At 67.3% G+C, this 20,679-nt stretch carries 18 protein-coding genes and 1 tRNA gene; 12 read left to right on the forward strand and 7 right to left on the reverse strand.

Features of this window, described 5'->3' with window-relative positions; translation table 11 throughout:
• Positions 1-5: 5 nt before the first annotated feature.
• Both ABZ208_RS23930 and ABZ208_RS23935 read right to left on the reverse strand, forming a co-directional pair.
• Positions 6-191, reverse strand: coding sequence for a DUF397 domain-containing protein (locus tag ABZ208_RS23930; RefSeq protein ID WP_356911500.1), 186 nt, complete (start codon positions 189-191; stop codon positions 6-8).
• Complete coding sequence (locus ABZ208_RS23935) at positions 188-1,090, reverse strand: helix-turn-helix transcriptional regulator (protein ID WP_356911501.1); 903 nt, start codon at positions 1,088-1,090, stop codon at positions 188-190. The genes ABZ208_RS23930 and ABZ208_RS23935 overlap by 4 nt, the downstream gene beginning before the upstream one ends.
• 169 nt (positions 1,091-1,259) lie before the next feature.
• On the opposite strand from ABZ208_RS23935, the gene ABZ208_RS23940 reads away from it, so the two are divergent.
• The 3 genes from ABZ208_RS23940 (at position 1,260) to ABZ208_RS23950 (ending at position 3,299) form a co-directional block, all read left to right on the forward strand.
• A complete protein-coding gene (locus ABZ208_RS23940) occupies positions 1,260-1,724 on the forward strand; it encodes an ATP-binding protein (RefSeq protein ID WP_356911502.1) in 465 nt (154 codons plus the stop codon).
• A gap of 40 nt (positions 1,725-1,764) precedes the next feature.
• Complete coding sequence (locus ABZ208_RS23945) at positions 1,765-3,138, forward strand: hypothetical protein (RefSeq protein WP_356911503.1); 1,374 nt, start codon at positions 1,765-1,767, stop codon at positions 3,136-3,138.
• 88 nt (positions 3,139-3,226) lie between these two features.
• Positions 3,227-3,299, forward strand: a tRNA-Gln gene (locus ABZ208_RS23950).
• A gap of 32 nt (positions 3,300-3,331) precedes the next feature.
• Here ABZ208_RS23950 and ABZ208_RS23955 read toward each other — a convergent pair.
• The 3 genes from ABZ208_RS23955 to ABZ208_RS23965 all read right to left on the reverse strand — a co-directional run bounded on the left by ABZ208_RS23955 (position 3,332) and on the right by ABZ208_RS23965 (position 4,588).
• Positions 3,332-3,562, reverse strand: coding sequence for a hypothetical protein (locus ABZ208_RS23955; protein ID WP_356911504.1), 231 nt, complete (start codon positions 3,560-3,562; stop codon positions 3,332-3,334).
• Positions 3,563-3,576: 14 nt separating this feature from the next.
• The gene (locus tag ABZ208_RS23960; protein WP_356911505.1) at positions 3,577-3,870 is read right to left on the reverse strand and encodes a hypothetical protein; all 294 of its coding nucleotides are present in this window, start codon (positions 3,868-3,870) and stop codon (positions 3,577-3,579) included.
• Positions 3,871-3,982: 112 nt separating this feature from the next.
• Positions 3,983-4,588, reverse strand: coding sequence for a hypothetical protein (locus tag ABZ208_RS23965; RefSeq protein WP_356911506.1), 606 nt, complete (start codon positions 4,586-4,588; stop codon positions 3,983-3,985).
• A 199-nt stretch (positions 4,589-4,787) separates the two neighbouring features.
• Between ABZ208_RS23965 and ABZ208_RS23970 the strand changes: the two genes are divergently transcribed.
• Genes ABZ208_RS23970 through ABZ208_RS23985 form a run of 4 tightly spaced genes read left to right on the forward strand, consistent with a single transcriptional unit; the run spans position 4,788 to position 9,767 of the window.
• Complete coding sequence (locus ABZ208_RS23970; protein ID WP_356911507.1) at positions 4,788-5,582, forward strand: class I SAM-dependent methyltransferase; 795 nt, start codon at positions 4,788-4,790, stop codon at positions 5,580-5,582.
• Complete coding sequence (locus ABZ208_RS23975) at positions 5,579-8,230, forward strand: SUMF1/EgtB/PvdO family nonheme iron enzyme (protein WP_356911508.1); 2,652 nt, start codon at positions 5,579-5,581, stop codon at positions 8,228-8,230. The genes ABZ208_RS23970 and ABZ208_RS23975 overlap by 4 nt, the downstream gene beginning before the upstream one ends.
• Positions 8,227-8,490: a hypothetical protein gene (locus tag ABZ208_RS23980; protein ID WP_356911509.1), complete on the forward strand. Its 264-nt coding sequence runs from the start codon at positions 8,227-8,229 to the stop codon at positions 8,488-8,490. The genes ABZ208_RS23975 and ABZ208_RS23980 overlap by 4 nt, the downstream gene beginning before the upstream one ends.
• The gene (locus ABZ208_RS23985; RefSeq protein WP_356911510.1) at positions 8,487-9,767 is read left to right on the forward strand and encodes a hypothetical protein; all 1,281 of its coding nucleotides are present in this window, start codon (positions 8,487-8,489) and stop codon (positions 9,765-9,767) included. The genes ABZ208_RS23980 and ABZ208_RS23985 overlap by 4 nt, the downstream gene beginning before the upstream one ends.
• 90 nt (positions 9,768-9,857) lie before the next feature.
• Here ABZ208_RS23985 and ABZ208_RS23990 read toward each other — a convergent pair whose 3' ends face one another.
• Positions 9,858-10,433 (reverse strand): DUF4240 domain-containing protein, encoded by a 576-nt coding sequence (locus ABZ208_RS23990; RefSeq protein ID WP_356911511.1) that lies wholly within the window; start codon positions 10,431-10,433, stop codon positions 9,858-9,860.
• Between the two features lie 308 nt (positions 10,434-10,741).
• Between ABZ208_RS23990 and ABZ208_RS23995 the strand changes: the two genes are divergently transcribed.
• From ABZ208_RS23995 to ABZ208_RS24015, 5 genes are all read left to right on the forward strand, one after another.
• Positions 10,742-13,129 carry an AAA family ATPase gene (locus tag ABZ208_RS23995; protein ID WP_356911512.1) on the forward strand — a complete coding sequence of 796 codons (2,388 nt, stop codon included), beginning with the start codon at positions 10,742-10,744 and terminating at the stop codon, positions 13,127-13,129.
• Positions 13,126-13,503, forward strand: coding sequence for a hypothetical protein (locus tag ABZ208_RS24000; RefSeq protein ID WP_356911513.1), 378 nt, complete (start codon positions 13,126-13,128; stop codon positions 13,501-13,503). The genes ABZ208_RS23995 and ABZ208_RS24000 overlap by 4 nt, the downstream gene beginning before the upstream one ends.
• Before the next feature lie 166 nt (positions 13,504-13,669).
• Positions 13,670-15,586 carry a DUF4357 domain-containing protein gene (locus ABZ208_RS24005; RefSeq protein WP_356911514.1) on the forward strand — a complete coding sequence of 639 codons (1,917 nt, stop codon included), beginning with the start codon at positions 13,670-13,672 and terminating at the stop codon, positions 15,584-15,586.
• Positions 15,583-16,818: a restriction endonuclease gene (locus tag ABZ208_RS24010; protein WP_356911515.1), complete on the forward strand. Its 1,236-nt coding sequence runs from the start codon at positions 15,583-15,585 to the stop codon at positions 16,816-16,818. The genes ABZ208_RS24005 and ABZ208_RS24010 overlap by 4 nt, the downstream gene beginning before the upstream one ends.
• A gap of 11 nt (positions 16,819-16,829) precedes the next feature.
• Complete coding sequence (locus ABZ208_RS24015) at positions 16,830-18,971, forward strand: UvrD-helicase domain-containing protein (RefSeq protein ID WP_356911516.1); 2,142 nt, start codon at positions 16,830-16,832, stop codon at positions 18,969-18,971.
• A 24-nt stretch (positions 18,972-18,995) separates the two neighbouring features.
• On the opposite strand, the gene ABZ208_RS24020 is transcribed toward ABZ208_RS24015, so the two are convergent.
• Positions 18,996-20,651, reverse strand: coding sequence for an N-6 DNA methylase (locus ABZ208_RS24020; RefSeq protein ID WP_356911517.1), 1,656 nt, complete (start codon positions 20,649-20,651; stop codon positions 18,996-18,998).
• Positions 20,652-20,679 lie beyond the last annotated feature (28 nt).

The following is a 20,679-nucleotide window of genomic DNA, read 5'->3' on the forward strand; positions in this document are numbered from 1 at the left end:
GCCCCTCAGGCCTCCGTCACGAACCCTACGAACCGCGACCAGCCCTGACGCCCGACGGCGAAGTGAGTCAGCGTCACGTCCTTGGAGTCCCGTACGCAGACGGCCTGTTCGGTGACGGCGACCTCGACGCAGTCGTCACCCTGGCTGCCGCTGTAGCTGGACTTGAACCAGGCCAGTTCCGTCGCACTCATAGTTCTCCTCGGAGTCGCTCCAACAGACCCCGCGAGTCCTTGGCGTTCAGGGCCTGCGAGCGCAGTGTGTCATAGCGCTGGTAAAGGAGGCTCACCTCTTTCGGGTCGGAGATCAGGCGGCCGTTCTGCTGCCCTTCGGAGTACGCGAGCCGCTGCCCCTTCGGGGTCTCCAGGAGCCGTACGGGGCCATCCAGGCAGGCGTGCAGGCCGGCCTCCAACGGCACGATCTGAAGCGTCACGTTGCGCGGCGCGCTCAGCTCCAGCACGTGGTCGAACATCTCCCGCATCTGCTCCACATCCCCGAACCGGCGCCGGAAGACGTGCTCCTCAACGATGAAGCTGAACGGCGTGGTCGGCCGCTCGGACAGCATCCGCTGCCGCTCCATCCGCCTGGCCATGAAGCTCTCCATCTGGTCGTCCGGCGCCACCGGAACGGTCCCCTCGAACACCGACCGCGCGTAGGCCTCCGACTGCAACAAGCCGGGGACCAGCCGGCACTCGTACGTACACAGACTCACCGCGACCCGCTCCAGCCGAGCCCACTGCCGGAACCAGACCGCCAGCCCCACGTCACCGCGCCCCCGCGTCACGAACTGAGACGACCTCCGCAACGCCCCGGTATTCCCCAGCAGCTCGTCCGCCCGCGCCACGAACGACTCGTCGGGCATCCGCCGCCCCAGCTCCACCGACTCCACGGTGTGCTTGGAGAAGCGCACCAGGTCTGCGAACTCGGCCCTGCTGTACCCCGCGTGCTCGCGCAGCGCCTGTGTGACGGCCCCGAAGGTCCGCAGGCTGTCTGAGGGGCCGGGCTCGCGATCGGACTCGCCCGCCGCCGCGCCGTCGTCGTCCTCACGGCCGTAGCCCTCGTCGCCGCTCTCGATGTCGATGCCGCTCGTCATCCGCGGCCACCTCCGGTTCTGTACACGCGCTGCCCATCGCCGCCACACTCGACGGCATCCAGGGTGACGAACAGGGACGCGTACTGTCCACGATATGTGCTCGTACGCTGACGTACCGTACGGGCCGCACTGCTGGAACCTGCCCACGCGCGCCCGCCACGGTGGACCCATGGACACGATCACACCCCAACCTTCGGCCACCGTGAGCACGTTCGCGCAGCGCCTGTCCTCCACTCGCCGCGGGGCACGCCTGGCCCGGCTCCTCGCCGTGGAACGCCTCACCGCCTGGCAGGTGTCACCCGGCGTAGCCGATCGCGCCGAGCAGATCGTCGCCGAACTCGCCGCCAAGGCCGCGCTACACGGCCGCGTTCGAGGACGTGACTTCCGGCTCACCCTCACCCTGGATGCCACGACCGGCGCCGGCGCCCTCCGCATCGCCGTCACCGACGCCCGTGGCGACCACCTGCCTCAGCTCTCGACGAACTTCGAGACAGCGGCGGACGGCGAGTCGGGCCGTGGCTTGGTGATTGTCGCCGCTCTTGCCGACCGCTGGGGCGTGGACCAGCGGTCGGAGCCGCCTTCGACAAAGACCGTGTGGGCGGAGCTGGATCTGCAACCCGGTGTGAGCGAATAACCAGTGGAGGTCTTCTGGGAGTGATGAAAGCCTGCGACGCATGCCGTCGCCCGCGGTCGAACGACTGCTTCGTGAATTGCACGCCTCTCTCAGCCTGCGCAAGCGTCCCGAGGATGTGGCTCACCTCATCCGCGACCTGTACGCCGCCGAGCACATCGACCTCGACCCTGCCACCGACTCAGCCCTCGCGAAGGCCGGCGAGCACTCGCTGCGCAATCAGTGGCACGGCTACACGTCCATGCTGGAGGACTTCGCGCGCCCCGTCGGCGCGCAGCGCCAGCTGGCACGAGCGGCAAGCCTGTTCACGAGCGTGCCCGAGATCCTGAACGACGCCGGTGATGATCCCGCTCAGATCGAGGCGGTCATCCGTCGGGTGGGTGAAGAGATCTACCGTGCTCTCGGGCAGAACGACTTCGGCATGGATCGGCTCGACCGAGCCGGGCGCGCCGACGCAGGGTTGGGCGACATGTCCAAGCGCCAGTACAACAAGCGCTTCCGACTGCTGCGCCGGATGGAGGCCAAGCTGTCGAGACTGGTCCACGAGCAGCGCCGTCGCGAGGTCACCATCACCGGCAAAGGAGCGTTCGCCCACGCCTTGCCGTACGAGGAGTTCGCCGCCGACACGGATACCGCCGCGTTCATCGCTTACGTCACCGCACGTGGCTACATGCGGAGCATCTTCACCAACGGCCGGCAGAGGCAGGTGTACGACGAGGTCGCCGACGCCCTGTTTCAGCGGCTGCGGGTGAACCCCGAACGGACGCGCTGGTATGCGATCGCGCATGCGCACCCCACGGCCGAGGTGCTCGAGAGGGTGTCCGACGAGGAGCTCACCCGGCTGCTGGTGCGTTGGAACCGCTTCCTGCGCGAGGTGGCCGAGCTGCTTGAGGACGCCTGGAATCGGCGTCCTCTGGAGCGCGACACGATGATCGTGCGCCGTGGCAACGACTCGTCCACGTGGAACCAGGCCGCACAGGCGTGGAACACGGCGCGGGTGCACTGGTTCGCGCTCCTGACCGAGCTCGGCGAGGAGGACGTCCTCGACCGGATCTGCCTCGGGAAGGTGCCCCGCCTGATGGCGGCTGACGTGGCGTACTGGCATCGCATGAGTGGTGGCGGGCTGCACCCGGACACCTACATCTGGGCGGAACTGCCGCTGCCTTGGGAAGTCCTCAGAGGCGAGAAGGGGTGCCCCCGCTCGCTGGTCGAGGCGGTCTGCGCCCGCCACGGCGTGGACGCCGCGGCCGATGGATGGACCCGACCGAGACGGGCCGCGGAGGCCGTCGCCTTCCGTCGCACGCCCGAGCTCGTGCACGGGGTCGCCGTCGCTGATCCCCTCATGGCCAGCGCACTCCGCTCGGCAGGGGTCTTCTCGGGGAAAGGCAAACACGCTGCCGCCCAGGAGTGGCTGTGAGTGCGCCGTGGCCACTCACCATTCCGCTCCGCGCGCCCTCACAAACCAGTTGACCAGGCGCGACGGCACCGGCCAGGATCAAGGTGGCGACGAGGAAGCTCTGCGGAGGAGCGCCCGGCTCTGATCCCGGGTGGACGCAGGTTCGAATCCTGCCCTCGTCGCCCTTGCGTTTGCCGGAGCCCCTCGTAGCCGGTTACCGGCCTGGTTCAACGACCTCGGCGCGGTACAGGACGGGCCGGTCCTGCACCTTAACCAGGAGCCCGGCGCTCGCGAGATCACGGAGTATCTGCCGGGTGTACTTCTCCTCGGGATCGTGCCCCGCATCGCGAAGTGCGGTCAGGGCACGCTGGGTGTCCCAGAGCCCGCGATACGTGCGGACTGCCGTCTGCAAGCTGGTGTGCTGGCTGGGGCGGGGTTCGCTCACGGGTGACGTCCTCACTACTCGGCGCTGTGCGCCTTCTTGCGGTGGTTGCGGATGCTCGCGGGCGCCCCGACGTAGTCGCACGACGGGCAGCGCTCCCAGACGCCGGCGGTAACCGCTCTCGCGGTGACGGAGTGGCCGGGACCGTAGCCGTGGTTGTGCAGCAACTGCGGCACGGAGGCACCGTACTCGGCCGCGAGCAGCGCTGCTTCGGCGATCTTGTCGTGTCCCGGCGCGAAGAAGCAGCCGGTTCCTGTGCCGCAGCCGCACCAGCACGTACCGGTTGCCGTCAGGTGGGGAAGGTTCGTCATACTCGTCCGTTCGGTCAGGGGCGCCGCGAGCGGCGCTCATGATGTCGACACGTCATCTGCGGCCGAGGAATGGGCTGCGTTTGCTGATCCGGCGTGGAGACGGATCCGGCTCTCAGGCGGTCTGTCGGGGCATCCACCCCACGTGGCGCAAGACCGGAAGTACCTTGAGATGGACGAACGCTTCGACGGGCGTCACGTGATCCTCGGCGGGGAAGAACACAGCGTGCTCGAAGGAGAGCTCATCCTGCGGATCGTCGAGGTCCACGACGGGCAGATCGGGGCGGTCGTCCCGTGGCTCCAGTGACACTCCTTCACGAGCGATGAGCTCCCGCAGCCTGTCGATGTCGTACTTCGCCGCGAGATCCGCCGTGGTGAATGTCTTCTTGATACGGGGACGCTCGCGATCCACCCAGGTCACCCAAGCCATGATGCGCAGCCGTCCCGCTCGGCCACCGGCGGTGATCCCGCTGCGCAGCCGGTTGTGCAGGTTGGACAACGCGGCGGGGATTTCGGGGACCACCACGGGCTTGTACAGGACGAGGTCCCGCTCGCCGTTGTGCCAACGGGTGTCGTGGACGGTGAGCGACGGGCGGCCCGGCAGGCGCAGTTCCCACTCCGTCGCGGTCCCGGTCGCAGGTATTCCACCGCAGGTGGTGCCCGACTTCGAGTGACGGGCCGTCCCGCGGCGCTCGAGCGTGAGTTCGTCCAGGAGCTGCATGATCTGGGCTCCACCTCCGTATCTGCTGGGGTATGCCCGTTGATGTGCGCCGGGCGGACAGAACGTACCGCTTGCGGTGTTCGCGCGACGGGCAAACGGTCAAAGCAACGGGCAGCGCCTTACGCGCTGTTGTCGGTCCGGCGCCCCGCGATAGCCTGTCCTGAACGGCACAACCGACCAGTGACGTGCGAGGGGGATCGTGGAGCGGCGCGATGTGCGGGGGCACTACGAGGAGCTCGCTGCCGAGTACGACGAGCATTGGGTGTACGGGCCGGACTACATCCCCTGGATGTCCGCCCGTATCGCCGAAGCGCTTCGGCTCACCGCCACCGACCGCATCGCCGACATTGGCTCCGGCACCGGCCTGTTCGCGCGTGAAGTCGCGGCCTCGCTCAAGCTCCGGCAGCCGATCCTGTGCGTCGACCCGTCCGAGGCCATGCTGCGCCAGATCGGTACGCCACCTCCTCCGGCGCTGCATCCGATCGTCGCTTCTGCCGAGGACATCGCCGAGGAGCGTATCTCGCTCCCGTACGAACAGCTCGACGCGATGTGGCTGAAAGAGTCGGTGCACCATCTGCCCGACCAGGCCCGCACGCTCCACGGGCTGGCCGCACGGCTGGCTCCCGGAGGCAGGCTGCTGGTGGTGATGCTGCCGGCCGCGATCCAGTACCCGCTGTTCGAAGCCGCCCTCGCCCGCTTCGAGGAGCTCCAGCCCGACCCGGCCGACATCGTGAGTCACCTGCGCGCGGCAGGGCTGGAGGCCGGCCTCACCCATGTCGAGCACGAGCTCCGTATCGACCGGGACAAGTACCTCGCCATGGTGCAGGCCCGGTACATGTCACTGCTGTCCACGTTCAGCGACAGCGAGATCGAGAAGGGGATCGAGGAGATGCGCGCCGCGCATCCGGAGCCGGTTCTCGTATTTCCTGACCGCTTCGCCTTCATCCTCGGAGAGCGCACAGCGGTCGGCGATCGGCAAGGTGGGGACGCGTGAGCACCGTGGTCGACGAACGGCTGCGGCGCCTGCGGACCGAGCTCGACGATCACTCGCGTATCGCCGACCACTTGGGTCTCGACCTTGAGCGCCCGTTACGTTCCCTCAATGACGGCTATCCTGAGAACGCCGTCGCCCTCGTCGGCAAGCTGACCGAGAAGCTGCTCAAGGAGCTATGGCGCCACCACAACATCGAGGGCGATCCGGCGACCAAGGCCCTGAACGATCTCGTGAAACGCTGCCGCCCGCACATCCGCAGCAGCACGGTGATGGATGCCCTCGAAGACATCCGCCGCCTCCGTAACCGGTCCGCGCACGACGGCTACGACATCAGCGACGAGGACGGTCTGCTGGTGGTACGCCGACTTGTCGACGTGCTGGTCTGGTTCACGAACACCGGGAGCGCCGCTCTCCTCGGTGGCGAGCCGGACATGGCGCCCGAGGTCGCCCGTCGCTGCGAGTTCCTGGCAGGCCTGTACGTCACTCTCGGCTACCGGCAGGCCAAGCGCTTCGTCCTCAGCCCCGACACCGTGTATCAGCTGTTCTGCCGCGAGTCGGGTATGCGGCTGGAATACGTCGAACTGATGCTCTCCCAGGACGCCGACGACCTGAGCACCGTGCTCGCCTCCAGCGGCGGTGAGTTGCTGCGCACCCGTCTGCCCAAGCTCACTCGGTTCGTCGTCCTGGAGGACGACAACGACAGCGCGTCGTCCAGCGCTCTCCACCAGCTGCTCGGGCAGGACCTCCGCATCGTCCCCTACGACGGCTTCGTCGACACGCTCGTCAATTTCGACGCCCACCTCGCTGCTGTCGCATCCGCTGCCGTACCGGCCGAACCTCGTGCGGCGATCAGCGCCGCCGCGCTGTCCACGGATCCACGCACCGGCGAGCCGGGGATGGCAGAGTTCGAGGACGCCGCGGGGTTGCTGACCCGCCTCGTCGGCGGTAGCGCGAACGTACTGGTCACCGGTCGTCCAGGAAGCGGCAAGAGCACGCTTCTCCGCTCACTGGCCGTCAGTGCAGAGACGCGCCGGTTCCGCTTCTACTTCGACCTCGGCCTCAAGCCCAAGGACGAACCCTTCTCCGAGTACGCCGCCCGGCTCCTTGCGCCGTCCATGGCATCGGACCGCTCACGCGCCTACGACCTCTTCCTCTATCTGATCCGCTCCGGCACCGCCCTGTGCGTGCTCGATGCTGTGGACGAAGGAGTCCCTGAGCCCAGTCCCTCGGGATTCCTCCACCTGTTCACAGACCTCGCGGCCGTGCTGTCAGCCGAGTCCGCGGTGGTCATGAGCTCCCGGGTGTCCTTCCTTGCCGACTCGCCCCAGGTCCGCCAACTCCTGGACAGCGGTGCCGGCCGCTCCGAACAGCTGGTCGAGCAGATGTACGCCAACGGAGTCGACCCGGCCAAGGTCCCGCACTTCCACCTCGTACGCCTCGCCGAACCGGACGCCACACCGCTTGAGAAGCGACTCACTGCGGAGCTCGAACTGCCACCCGGGCGGCCTTTCGCCGCCATCCTCGGCACCCACATCACGCGCACGGTCACCGCCCGTGGGCCGGCGGACATCGAGCAGCGGCTGCCTTCTGCCTTCGGACAGGCATTCCTCGCTGATCGGACCGTGTTCTCCGTCCTCGACCTCCACCGGGAGCTCGGCTCCGGCGCGTTCACAGACGGTCGTCTCGATGTCGAAGCCTGTGTACTCGCCTCTCTGTTGCGCCCCGCCGGGCCCGATCGCGTCGCCTTCGTGCACACGGCGTACCAGGAACTCCTGGCAGCGCGTTATCTGGCAGAGCCCGGAAACCGGGACCGGGCAGCGGGGACAGCTGGAGAAGCCTTCCTCACCGAGCAGGTTCGGGCCTTCCTTGCAGGTGTTCCCAGCGCTTCCGCAACCGACGACTGTGTGCTGCCCGCAGACACGTACCTGGTCGGGCCGGCGGAACGGCTGCTGCTCCGGCGCGTCCCCGGCCCCGTACGCTTCGACCGGCACGCAGTCACCGTCGCCCGCTACCGCCGCTTCCTCGAAGCGCTCAACTCTGACGGCACCTCGCCCTGGGACCACCTCGAGCAGCCGGCGAACGTGACTCACCAGCCGTGGACCGACCGGCTGCGGAAGCCCGACTACTATGCCGATCCCCGCTACGACTCGTACCCGGCGGTCTGTGTCAGCTGGTGGAGCGCGTACGCTTTCGCCGCCTTCGAAGGCAAGCGGCTGCCCACCTCTCTGGAGTGGGAAGCTGCGGCGCGCGGCACGGACGGCCGACTGTTCCCTTGGGGCGACGAGCCCGACGAGGCGCTCGTGAACTGTGCCGACGCGTGGGTCGGGCGTCCGGTCGTGACCTACCAGGCGTGGTATCGGGACTTCGCAGAAGACGCCATACGCAGGGCATGGGTGACGCCCGTCGACGAACGACCCGGCAACCGCTCCCCGTTCGGGATGGTCGACATGGTCGGCAACTGCTGGGAGTGGACGTCCACCAGCCTTGGCGACCCGGGTGAGGCCGTCATCTGTGGCGGCAGTTACGACAACCCGATGCGCGCGGTACAGGCGAGCAGCAAGGGCCTCTACCGGAAGCGAGGTGGAAGCAACGTCGTCGGCTTCCGTTGCGTGGAGGACATCGCGGGCACAGAGGAGACGGCGGCATGAGCGGCGAGCCACGCCACGGAACCATCGTCGACAGGCGACCGAGCGGCGGGGGAGTGAACGGTGCTGTCGGTTCCTACATCGTCCAGGACGACGAGGACCAGCGTTACTACGGCTTCGACTACCGACAGATCGTGACCGAAGGGTTTCGGACCATCCGCACCGGTGAACGGGTTCGCTTCCATGTGTCGGTGGAACGACCGGATCGGGCGGAGTTCGTCATCCGCCTCGACCAGCCCGACCCGTCCGAGTACTACCGATGACCAATGCCTCCCCCTCACTCGAAGTCGTCGCCGGCGCGCGCCAGGAACTGACCGTTGTCCTGCCCGTGCGGCTGCTGCGCACGCCCGACTGGGCCGAGGGTCCGTTCCCCTTCGAGCTGGGCAGTCGCCGTACCGATGCCGCAACCCGTGCGACCTATTTCGCGCCGGCCTCTGCCCGAGTCCTGTACGGGGCGCCTGGCCGGCCCCGCCGCTGGCACCGACCGCTGTCCATCAGCCACGACGGACTGCATCTCATCGGCATGGAGCTGCTCCGTACCGCCACGGCTCGTCATCCTGGTCACGCACTCGCGGTCCTCCACTTCAGCGTGGAGCGGCCACTACTCCCTGTGCTGCGCGCGATAGGCGGTCGGCGGACCGCTGACGCCCTGCCACTCACGGGACCGTTGGCGCCCCCCGGCCTGCTTGCCGGACTCGCCGAAGTGCGTGACGGGACCGAACCCTTCGCCATTGCGCGTCCATACACCGTCGCGTTCATGACCCCGGAAGCCGATCACGCTCCGGCGCTGCGTGCAGGGTTCGAAGGAGCGCTGCCCCCGACCGCCGACCGCTGGCTGTGGCAACTGGCCTCACGTTCTACACCGGCCGACTTCCCGCTGGCACCGGAAACTGCGACGGAGCAGCTCGGTTCCGTGGTCCGCATCTCGGCAGACTGGAGTGCCCTGGTTCTGCGGCAGGGCGCCGCCTTCCTCGGTCATCGTGCCGACGGAGGTGAGGGCGATTTCTTCGAGTTCGGCGCGTTGCACTCGCGCACCGTCTATCTCGACGCCTTGCTTCTCGGGTCAATCCAGCGGGACCACATCGATGAGCTCACCGACGAACTCTCGGAGGTCTTCGACTCCTCACGGCTGGCACGCCGGGTCGCGACACTGGAGAGGAACATCGCCCTCTTCCGCAGCACCTACTGGCGTCAGCATCTGACTGCGCACGGCCCGGCCAATGAACTGCTGCTCGCCTTCCAGAATCAGCACAGGCTGCCCGCGCGATTCGGCGAGATTCTCGCGGAGGCCGCGGACTACAGCCGGCTTGTACAGACCCAGGAGAGCCAGCAGATCAGCGGCGCGCTGGGCACGCTCACTATTCTGGGCCTACCTCTCGGGACCGCGCTGGGCATACTCCAGGTGCTCGGCGATGAGTCCCTGACGCATCTTCTGGTTGCCCTGGGGCTGTCTGTAGCCGCGACCGCCGGTGTGCTGACCACGCCATACGGACGACTGGTTCTGTCGTCGCTGCGGGGAAGCGGGAAGCCGCCGTCGTGAGCACAATGAGCTCGAGGCGATGTCCCGTACCCGACGGTGTGGGGTCCCTGCTGCGTATGGTGCCCGGAGACTCGTCAATGGCGACTACCTTCAGGCCGCACGTCCGCCGAGGTACAGCGCGGCCAGACGCGGCAACCGGGCGTACATTTCCTCGGCGTCATCGAAGTCGAAGTCTTCGCCCATGTCGTGGTCGCGCTCCTTGTTTTCGACCTTCGTTGCCCGGTAACCGGCCCAAGCTTCGTAGAAGTCCTCTCCATCGGCCGTGATGCGCTCGAAGGCCTCGCTCGCCGCATAGTTGACCTCTTCGTAGAACAGAGCCTCGTCCCGGTGCGACGATGCGGCTTCGACGACCGCCGGATGGTCGGCGAGTCGGTCCGGGCAGGCCGCTGCCCGCTCGTACCAATCACGCCCCAGCGAGATCAGCCCGGCGCGGAAGTCCATGAAGCTGTCGTCCGAGCAGCCGCCGCCGATGAGATAGGCCGCTGCCCATACGTCCCAGCGGTACACGGCGTGGTGTACATCGTCGAAGTGCTCCTGGTACTCGAGGATGTCCTGTTTCGGGCACGTGGCGAGCCGGTCCACCAGAGCCCCGTCGAAGGGCTGGCCCGCGCCGGCGGCGGCCGTTCTCGCGGATTCGATGACGTTCCAGAACTGATCGATGTGCATGCCGGGCACTCTGCCATGGGGGTACGACACCGCCCGCCTCACCCGCGGTCGGGACGGCCAAGCCAGTGTGCCGGCGATCGGGTTCCGTAGAGCCTGGCGCTCATTCTCCTCCCGGTTGTTGAAGCGGGTGATGCGACCTTCGCAGCCGTCGGACATTCAAGCGCCCGAAGTACACATGCTCGAACTGATCGAGTTATCAAAGTGTGTTGACGATGCTAACGGATCTGAGTCATGCTCAATCTGGCAACGATGCGGCGAGTCGCTCGCGTTGTCCTCACTTGCCGCGCCCACCACAAGGAGCACGCGCGATGTCCGACGAAGTCCGGCCCGTCCCAACCTCCCTGCGAGGACTGCTGCTCAGTCGTCTGCCTGATTCCGGCCTGACCTCTGAGGCACAGGATCTGCTCCGCGAGCTCCTGCCCGATGTTCAGGTGCGGAGCAGCGGCCGCGCCGGGCTGGTGTACCTCCGGTCCATCACGGCTACTGGATGGCGCGGCATCGGTCCTGCCGCAACCCTCGAACTGCGGCCCCAGCCCGGCCTGACGGTCGTCGCGGGCCGGAACGGATCCGGGAAGTCAAGCTTCGCGGAAGCCGCCGAGATGGCCCTGACGGGCGACAACTTCCGCTGGCAGGGACGTACCCAGATCTGGAGGCAGGGGTGGCGCAACCTGCACCATGGCGTGGGTCCGGAGATCTCGGTAGGGCTCACCTTCGACGACGGAAGTGACCCGGTCACCGTCCGCCGGTCCTGGCACGGCGATCAGCTGGCCGACTCACGAACGGTGGTGGAGGGGCCCGGCGCCTCCGTGACCGAGCTGCACGAAGTTGTCGACTCCGAAGAGCTGTCGCTCTACCGGCCGTTCCTGCCCTACAGTGAACTCGGAGCGATGATCAACGGGCCGCTCAGTGCATTGCACGACGCGCTCTCCGAAATTCTTGGTCTCGAACTGCTCAGCGACACCGACGCCAAGGCGCGGATCCTCGCCAAGTCCCTGACCGACATGGTCAAGGCGTCGACCGATCTCACGGCCTCCGTTGCCCAGGAACTGTCCGAGCAGAACGACCCACGTGCCGCCGAAGCCATAGCGGCACTCGATGGACGCCACCCCGACCTCGAGCGTGTGCGGGCGCTGCTCAAGGACGGTGCCGTCGCCGACGACATCGCGCTCGGCCGCCTGCGTCGACTGGCCGGTCTGGAGGCTCCCGATCGCCCGGCTGTGACGGCCGCCGTCACTCGTCTCCGTACGGCAGCTGCCGTGGCCGAGGATGCGCGATACAGCTCTGCCGAGGATGCGCGGAGACTGATCGGGCTGCTGGAAGGGGCGCTCGGACACCGTCGCCGTCACCCCGAGGATGCCGGCTGCCCTGTGTGCGGCGCAGCGGACCGCCTTGACCAGGCCTGGGCAGCGAGCGCCCGGGAGCAGGTCGAGCGGCTCCAGAACGAGGCCGCCGAAGCGCAGGCGGCGCATAAGGAGTTGAGCGCCGCCGTGCGGGACGTCCACGACGTGGTGCAGCCGGTCCCCGCCTGGCTCCAGGCCGATGAACCGTCGCTGGCTGCCCTCTGGCGTGACTGGGCCGCCTGCCGCGCGGTCGGGGACCCCCGGGAACTGGCGGACAGGGTCGAGCGGGCCGAAGCCGTTCTCGGGGACGCCTGCCTCCAGCTGCGCGAGGATGCCGCGCAGCGGCTCGCAGAGCAGGACGGACGCTGGCAGGCCGTGGCGGCACGCATCACCGAGTGGCTGCGGCACGCGGAGTCCGCCGAGTCCGCGCAGGCCCGTATCAAGCTGGTCAAGGCCGTTCGTGCGTGGCTCAGGAAGATCACGGACGAGCTGAGAGATACGCGGCTCAAGCCCTTCGCCGACCAGTCGCAGACCGTGTGGAACCTGCTGTGCGAGCGCAGCAGTGTGTCTCTCGGCTCGATCAGCCTTGCCGGGGCGGCGAATCAGCGCAGGGTCGTTCTCGACGTCGCGGTGGATGCCATCGACGCACCCGCGTTCGGCGTCATGAGCCAGGGCGAGCTGCACTCGCTGGCGCTCTCCCTGTTCATGCCGCGAGCCACTCACCGGTCCAGCCCATTCAACTTCCTGGTCATCGACGACCCGGTGCAGTCCATGGACCCCGAGAAGGTCGAGGGCCTGGCCAAGGTGCTCGACCTGTACGCCCGCGACCGGCAGGTCGTCGTCTTCACCCACGACACCCGGCTCGAGGAAGCCATCCGTCGTCTCGGTATCAGCGCCACTATCCAGCGGGTCTCCCGGCAGACCGACTCGGTGGTCCAGCTCGTGCCGGTCAGCGACCCGGTGAGTCAGGCGCTGGAAGAGGCGCGGGCCATCGCCCTGGACGGAAACCTGCCGCAGGACGTCGCGGACAGAGTGCTTCCCGCCATGTGCCGGGTGGCTCTGGAGGCGGCTTATCTGGATGCCGCCCGCAGCGCACTTCGCAAGTCCGGGTTCGGTCAGCGCGCTGCCGAGGAGAAGATCGCGAAGGCCGGGCCTCTTACCGGGCTTGCGGCACTTGCTCTCTCGGTGGAGCGCACCGCGGTTCTCGACGCCATCGCTCGCGACCACGGTCCCTGGGCGAAGGACTTGATCAGGCAGTGCAACGAAGCCTCCCATCGGGCACCCGTGCACGTCGGCGACCGCAAGGAACTGGTCCGGCTCACCGAGCGGCTGGCGAAGGCGGTGCAGGCACGATGACCCTCCCCACCAGCGGCCTCCTTGCCGCCGCCGATCGACTGCTCAGCTCGCCGCTGGATGTGACCCACACCCTCACTCCTGGTCTGCGTGCCCGTGCTTCCGCCGTCCTGCTCCGGCTGGCCCTGGAGGAGACCTTGGACGGTTTCTGGCACAGCATCAGCCCGAACATGACTCGTAACGGACGCACCAGAATGCTCAGTCTGCAGTGGTACGTCAGGCCGTCCGTCGCCCGGCAGTGGTACACCGTCTGGTCGTCCCTCAGTGCCGCATGCCACCACCACACCTACGAACTGCCGCCCACACCGGCTGAGGTACGGGCCTGGCACCAGGACGTGACCGAGCTGGTGAACCTTCTGCCTGTCGCCAGGCTGTGACCGCTCGGCCAGGCGGCCGCCTGCATCGTGGGTCGCCAGGCCAGGGCCCCCGCCACCGCCGACATCCGTGCCCGATGGGGCCGCACAGCCGCTGCCCGGCTGGTGGACTCCGCGGGTAGGGTCCCAGAGAAGAATCAGCCGCAGGACACAAGGCCGAGGAGTGCGTGTGAGCGAGGAGCACGGGGCACATCCCGAGCCAGTGGAGTACCCGGAGTTCCTGCTGCGTCTGCCGAGCGGCGGTCCCTCGGCCAGGGGGCGGCTTCTGGCGGAGAAGGGCACGAACGGGAGCCAGAAGTTCCTCGTACGGGCTCAGTCCCCGGCCCGACCCGACGTGGTCCCCTCGTTTCCCCTCCGCATGCCGTCGTCCCATCGCTTGCGGCAGCAGCTGATCGAGGAAGGGGCGATCCGCGAGTCCAAGACCTGGCCGGGCTGGCTGGAGACGGCCCGGGACATCGAGTGCAATTCACCGTCGGCCGCGGCCGAAATCCTGGTGGGGCGCAGCGCCAACGGATGGGTGGAGTGGAAGACCGCCGACGGGCACCCGCTCGCCGACTTTCTGAACCACGTGGGGTGGGGTCCCAATCGTGCATGGCTCGTACGGGGCTCCAACGTTTCCGGCCTCGATCTCGTCCAGCGGATGTGGCTTCCCGAGCAGCGCGTGTCACTCGCCGCGTCCAGGCTGCGTCCGGGGGTGGAGCAGGGCGTGACCAAGGATCAGCTGCGGTCCCTGATCGAGGAAGACTATGAGTCGGCGGCCACCTACAACCAGAAGCTGGAGCTGGTCGAGGCGCTGCATGCGTTCCTGTCCCGGATGAAGCCCGGCGACACCGTGTGCACCATCTCCGGCGGACGGCTGTACGTCGGAGAGGTCACAGGCTCCGCCGAGCAGACCGCGTCGGACGGCGGACGGTCCAACCTGCGCCGGCCCGTCGAGTGGCACGCCGAGGGATATCCCTACGACGAGCTCCCCGAGGAACTTCAGCAGAAGCTCTCCGTACAGCACGACATGGTGGACCTGACCGTCGTGAAGCCTCTGCTCGACGGTCTGGGTCTGTCCGACGCGGAACTCGCCGCGGAAGCCGAAGCAACGCTCGAAGGTGATGCAAGCGCGGAGATCGCAGCGATCACCGAACGCCGCCGGGAGCTCGAACTACCTGAGCCAGGCCCCGAACTGGCTGCCGACCTGCTCATACACGACGTGGCGTGGCTTCGTGAGCTGCGGGACCTGCTGTGGGACGAACGGCAGATTGTCCTGTACGGGCCGCCCGGCACCGGCAAGACCTTCCTGGCTCTCGAGCTCGCCACCTTCCTCGGCGGGGGCCCCGAGCAGGTCAAGCTCGTGCAGTTCCATCCCTCCTACTCCTATGAGGACTTCTTCGAGGGCTTCCGGCCCCGGGAGGACCCCAAGACCGGTGAGGTCGCCTTCCGGCTCACCGCAGGGCCGTTGCGCGAGCTGGCCGATCTGGCCTCCCGGGAGGGCAACCGTCACATACCGCATTTCCTGATCATCGACGAGATCAACCGAGCCAACCTGGCGAAGGTCTTCGGCGAGCTGTACTTCCTCCTCGAATACCGCAACAAGTCCGTACGCCTCACCTACTCCGGCGACGACTTCGCGCTCCCGCCGAACCTCTTCGTGATCGGCACCATGAACACCGCAGACCGGTCCATCGCCCTCGTCGACGCGGCGATGCGCCGGCGCTTCGCCTTCGTCGAACTCTCACCGCGCACGGAGCCGACCAGCGGACTGCTGCGCCGTTGGCTCGCGGAGAAGGAGCGGGACCCCGAGCCGGCCGACCTCCTCGACGCACTCAACTCACGTATCGAGGAACCCGACTTCCGCATCGGGCCCTCCTACCTGATGAAGGACGGCGTATACCGTGAGGGCGGCCTGGAGCGCACCTGGCGCACCAAGATCCTCCCGCTGCTGGAGGAACACCACTACGGAGACGGCATCGACGTCCAGGCCCGGTACGGTCTCACCACTCTCGGAAAGCTCGTGGCCGCCCGTCGAGAGCGGTTCGTCGTCCAGCCCGGCGATCTCGTGTGGAACGATCCGTCCGGCACCGACGACGCCTCGTGACCACCATCCAGCTCGTCGAGCATGCCCGGCCCGACGTGCATGCCCTCCCGGACGCAGTCGGGCGAGCCCTCGCCGCCTCCGGCATGGTGGACGCCGTCCCGGATCCGTATCTGCCCGGGCATTGGCGACTGCGTGCGGGCAGCAAGGTCGGGGCCGTCGCGTTCGATGTGCCCGGTACGGGCACCGTTACCCTGCGCATCACCCCGAAGGTGCCCATCGCCCGACTGTTCTTCCTCCTCGGCTACGCACTGTCCCCGCACACTGCCCCGTGCGACGAGAACGTCGACGTCGCCGAACACACCGAAGTGCTGCCCGCCTTCGCCGATGCCTTTGAACGGCAACTGGCGAGGGCCCTCGCGCAGGGGCTCGTCCAGGGCTACCGGACGACAGAGGAGAGTGCCGTCGTCGTACGCGGCCGCATTCGCGAGGCCGATCAGATACGGCGCCACTACAACGCCGCCCTGCCCGTCGAGATCGTGTACGACGAGTACACGACCGACATAGCAGAGAACCGCATCCTGCGCGCCGCCGTCGAACGCCTCCTGCGCCTGCCCGGGGTCCCCGGCGACGTGCGCCGCCGACTGGCACATCACCGTTCGCGGCTTGCCGATGTGACCTCGCTCGTACGCGGGCACGCTCTGCCGGTGTGGCGGCCCACTCGTCTCAATGCTCGCTGCCACGCGGTGCTCCGCCTCGCGGAGACGGTCCTGCGCGGAGCCTCGGCAGAACACAACGAGGGGCCGCTGCACATCGACGGCTTCGTCTTCGACATGAACAGGCTCTTCGAAGACTTCGTGTGCACTGCGCTGCGCGAGGCACTCGTCCCGCACGGCGGCTGCACCGAGCTGCAAGCCAGGGGCATCCATCTGGACCGGGACGACACCGTCAGGATGCGTCCCGACTTCGTCTGGTATGCAGACGAAGGCCGTCCGCGCGCCGTCGTCGACGCCAAGTACAAGGCCGAGAAGCGGGAAGGCTTCCCGGATGCCGACCTGTACCAGATGCTTGCCTACTGCACCGCGCTCGGCCTTCCCGACGGCCATCTCGTCTACGCGAAGGGCAACGCTCCGCACGCGGCACACCGGATCCGCAATGCCAGCATCACCATCCACCAGCACGCCCTGGATCTGGACCAGCCGCCCCGCGCGCTGCTCGCCGACGTACAGGACCTCGCGGAGCGGCTTGCCTCGGGGGAGACCCGTATGATCAACAGGCTGGCCCGATCGGAGTAAGGAGCCTCCCAGTGCCTCAGCTCGCCTTCGCGAACACCTTCTGGGAGAGCTTCGACGCCCTGGAGAAGCCGGTCAAAGCAGGCGTACGCAAGGCAATGGCCAAGTTCCAGCAGCTCACCGTCGCCGAACTTCACGCGGACAAGGGTCTCCACCTGGAGTCCGTCGACAAGGCACGCGACCCGCGTATGCGGACCATCCGCATCAACGACTTCTGGCGGGGCGTCGTCCTGGCACCTGACGACGGCAGCGACACCTTTTTGCTTCTGAACGTCGTTCCGCACGACGACGCCTACACCTGGGCCGCCAAGCGCCTCTACACGGTCAACACGGCCACCCGCGCGCTCGAGGTGCGCAATGTCGTCGCCATCGAGCAGCTCACGCCCGCGCTCGAGAAGGCGGCGAGCTCGGCTCCGAGTCTGCTTTTCGCCTCGTACTCGGACACTGTTCTTCGGGAGCTGGGCATCGATGACCAGGTCCTGAAAGCCGTACGAACCGTCATCGACCGGTCCCAGCTGGATGCCTTCGGGACACTGCTGCCCGAGGACCAGTTCGAGGTGCTGACGTTTCTCGCCGAGGGCTTCAAACCCGATGAGGTCTACCGGGACATCGTCGCGGTGCGGCGGCCGGTCCACGCGGCCCCCGAGCCGGCCGAGGATCTTGCTGCCGCCATCGCCAACACCAGCAGTCGTATCACCCTGATCACCGAGCCCGACGAACTCGCCGATATCCTGGAGAAGCCGTTCGCGGCCTGGCGGGTCTTCCTTCACCCGTCGCAGCGGCGGCTCGCGTATCGGGTCTCATACAACGGTCCCGCCCAGGTCTCCGGCGGACCCGGCACTGGCAAGACCGTCGTGGCTCTGCACCGGGTCAAGCACCTGCTGTCGCGTTCTCCCGATGCTCGAGTGCTGCTCACCACGTATACGAACGCTCTGGCTGCGGCCCTACGCGAGAACCTCGCCCTGCTCCTCGACGACGAAGCCCAGCTGTCCCGCGTGGAGGTGACCACTGTCAACTCCTACGCCCACCGCGTTGTGCGTGAACTGGGCGGGCGGACGCCCTCACCGATCGGGGACCAGGAAGAGCGACGGATCTGGCAGAAGGTGGGTAATCAGCTGGGCCTGGTGTGGACCGAGCAGTTCTTGGCGCAGGAATACCGGCATGTCGTCCTTGCCCAGGACCTGCGTTCGGCCGAGGACTACCTGGCCGCCACCCGGCGCGGCAGGGGGACTGCACTCGGCCCCCTGAAGCGGGCTCAGTTCTGGCGCGCGGTCGAGGCGTTCCAGACCGTGCTGCGTTCCAAAGGCGTCAGCACGCACCTCCAAGTGTGCGACGAAGCAGCCCGATTGCTGAACGCATCCGACCGCTCGGCGCTGGGCTACGCCCACGTGGTCGTGGACGAGGCGCAGGACCTTCACCCGGCCCAGTGGCGAGTGCTGAGGGCGGCCGTGCAGCCGGGACCCGACGATCTCTTCATCACGGGCGACCCGCACCAGCGGATCTACGACGCACACGTGTCGCTCACGTCTCTCGGCATATCCGTGACAGGCCGCTCCAACCGCCTGCGGATCAACTACCGCAGCACCGAAGAGATCCTGGTGTGGTCCACGGGCATCCTCGAGGACGTGCCGGTCGAGGACCTGGCCGGCGACGGCGGCGACAGTTTGGCCGGCTACCGCTCCCTCCTGCACGGCAGAACGCCGCACGTCGACGGACACACCTCAGAGCAGGCCGAGGTGACGGCACTGGTACAGCGCTTGCAGGGGTGGATCACACAGGGGATCCAGCCGGCGGAGATCGCTGTGTGCACCAGGTTCAATGTGCTGCTTGACAAGGTCCGGGACCGACTCGAGGCGGTAGGCGTGCCCACGGTCCGGGTGAAGGGCAATCCAGGCGCAGAGGCCGGCGGTGTGCGACTGGCGACCATGCACGCGATGAAGGGCCTGGAGTTCCGGTGCGTCGCCGTCGTCGGCGTCACGGCCGGTGCGATTCCGTTCGCACGTGAGATCACACCAGCCGAGGTGGACCGGACTCAGCACGAGTCAGACATGTTGCGCGAACGATGCGTGCTGTTTGTCGCATGCACCCGCGCGCGTGAGGCCCTCCATGTTTCGTGGAGCGGTGTCCGTAGCCCCTTCCTTCCCGTGGTGCCGTAACGATTCGCCCTGCTGGCCAGGTTCTCAGGCGCGATCGGATCGCGGCGGGGTGAGTGCTCCGCTGGTGAGCCCGTCACGAGCCAAGTTCGTGGCCTGCCCGCTGAGTTCCGTCAACTTCTTGACCCGCTGCTCAAATTCGGCGAGAGCGCGGAAAGCAGCTCCGTAGCGCCGTTGTCGGCTGATGGCCATCTGTGGGATGCGTGAACCGCGTGTGTCTGTGCGGAATGTGCCGCTGGTGCTGGTCGAGCGTTTGGTATTGGACGCGCTGCGCAAGAAGCCGTTCAGGTAGTCGGTGTCCAGTTGGTCACTCGTCGAGACGGCTGAGTCGTCAGACACTTCGATCAGTCCGGCGCGGGTGAGGTCAGCAAGGCTGACTGTGGCACCTTCGTGCAGGCTGCCCGGTGCGCCGGTGGTGAGGGCAGGCAACAGGTCCAGTAGCAGCGCGAGTTGCTCTCCGATCGCAGCCTGGATTGCTGCGTATTCGGCAGTGAAGTCGGTGTGCTTGGCTGAGATATGGGTGGCAGGTGTCAGATCGACAGTGTCACCGAGAAGGTCGATGCGTGGAATATCGGCGGTCTGGTCGGCTTCCGGCTCGAACGGCCCCTCGGGGGCGCTGCCGGTGAGATCTGTCATCCGAACGAAGTCAACTGTCGTGTCCCGACCGTCAGGACGTCTGAGTATCCAGAGCTGCACGGAAAGGGAGTGGGATGCGGCCAACCCTGGCGGGAGGGCCACGATCTGGGTGAGGAGACCCCGGCGTACGATCTCTGCTCGGATTCTTCGACCGGCCTTGCGGTAGGCGACGGATGCGGGCATCACCATGACCACTTGGCCGCCCGGGGCGGTGTGATGGTAGCAATGCTGGAGCCACGCCAGCTCGCTCTCGGCCCGGGAAGGTACGCCGAACTCCCAGCGCGGATCCAGGAGCAGATCCTCTCGTCCCCAGTCTGCGACCCCGGCAGGAGGCTCGCACACCACAAGATCCGCCTTGGTTTCTGGGTGCAGATCGCGGCGCAGGGAGTCCCCAGTGCTGATGGTGACGTCGCGGACCCCCGTCAGACTCGCGCGCAACTGAGCGTAGCGTGTGCTGGTGGCGTCGATGTCCTGACCGATCAGCGTGTGTGCCTGATCGTCAAAGGACAGCAGCAATGAGCCGATGCCGCACGCAGGATCAAAGATCGTCTCACTCTGCCGATCGGTGAAGTGGCGTATGGCTTTGACAAGTTGGGGCGAAGTGATCCCGTCAACACCCGCTCTGCCTGACGAAACGGCGTAGCGTGTGGCCAAGTTGCCAAGCAACTCTGCGGGCGAGTGGTCGGCAGTGAGCTCATCGACCAGAGCCTTGAGATTCGGTGCAGCCGTCTGATCGTGCGCGCCTGCGAGCACCTCGGCGACCATCGTGAGCCCCCGGATCATGTTGTCGCCGTGAAGGGTGCGCAATTGTTCCCACAGGCGTACTTCTGGCGACATCTCCTGACCCTTGCGCTGTTTGTCCAGCCAGGCTCGGGCCTCGTGCAGAGAGAAGAGGGGGCTACTGGTGCTCCCGGTTTTGGGAGACGGAAAGTCGTCATGCCGTCGGCGCCAGTTGGAAACGGCGGCTCGCGTGACCCCCGCGAGCCGGGCGATCTCGGCTGCGGTGACGAGGGTCTCAGTGGTGGTGGGGCGCTCGTCGTCCTTCATGCGGCCACGGTACACGGATGCTTCGATC

The organism is Streptomyces sp. NPDC006208 (genome assembly GCF_040613775.1).
Lineage (GTDB): Bacteria > Actinomycetota > Actinomycetes > Streptomycetales > Streptomycetaceae > Streptomyces.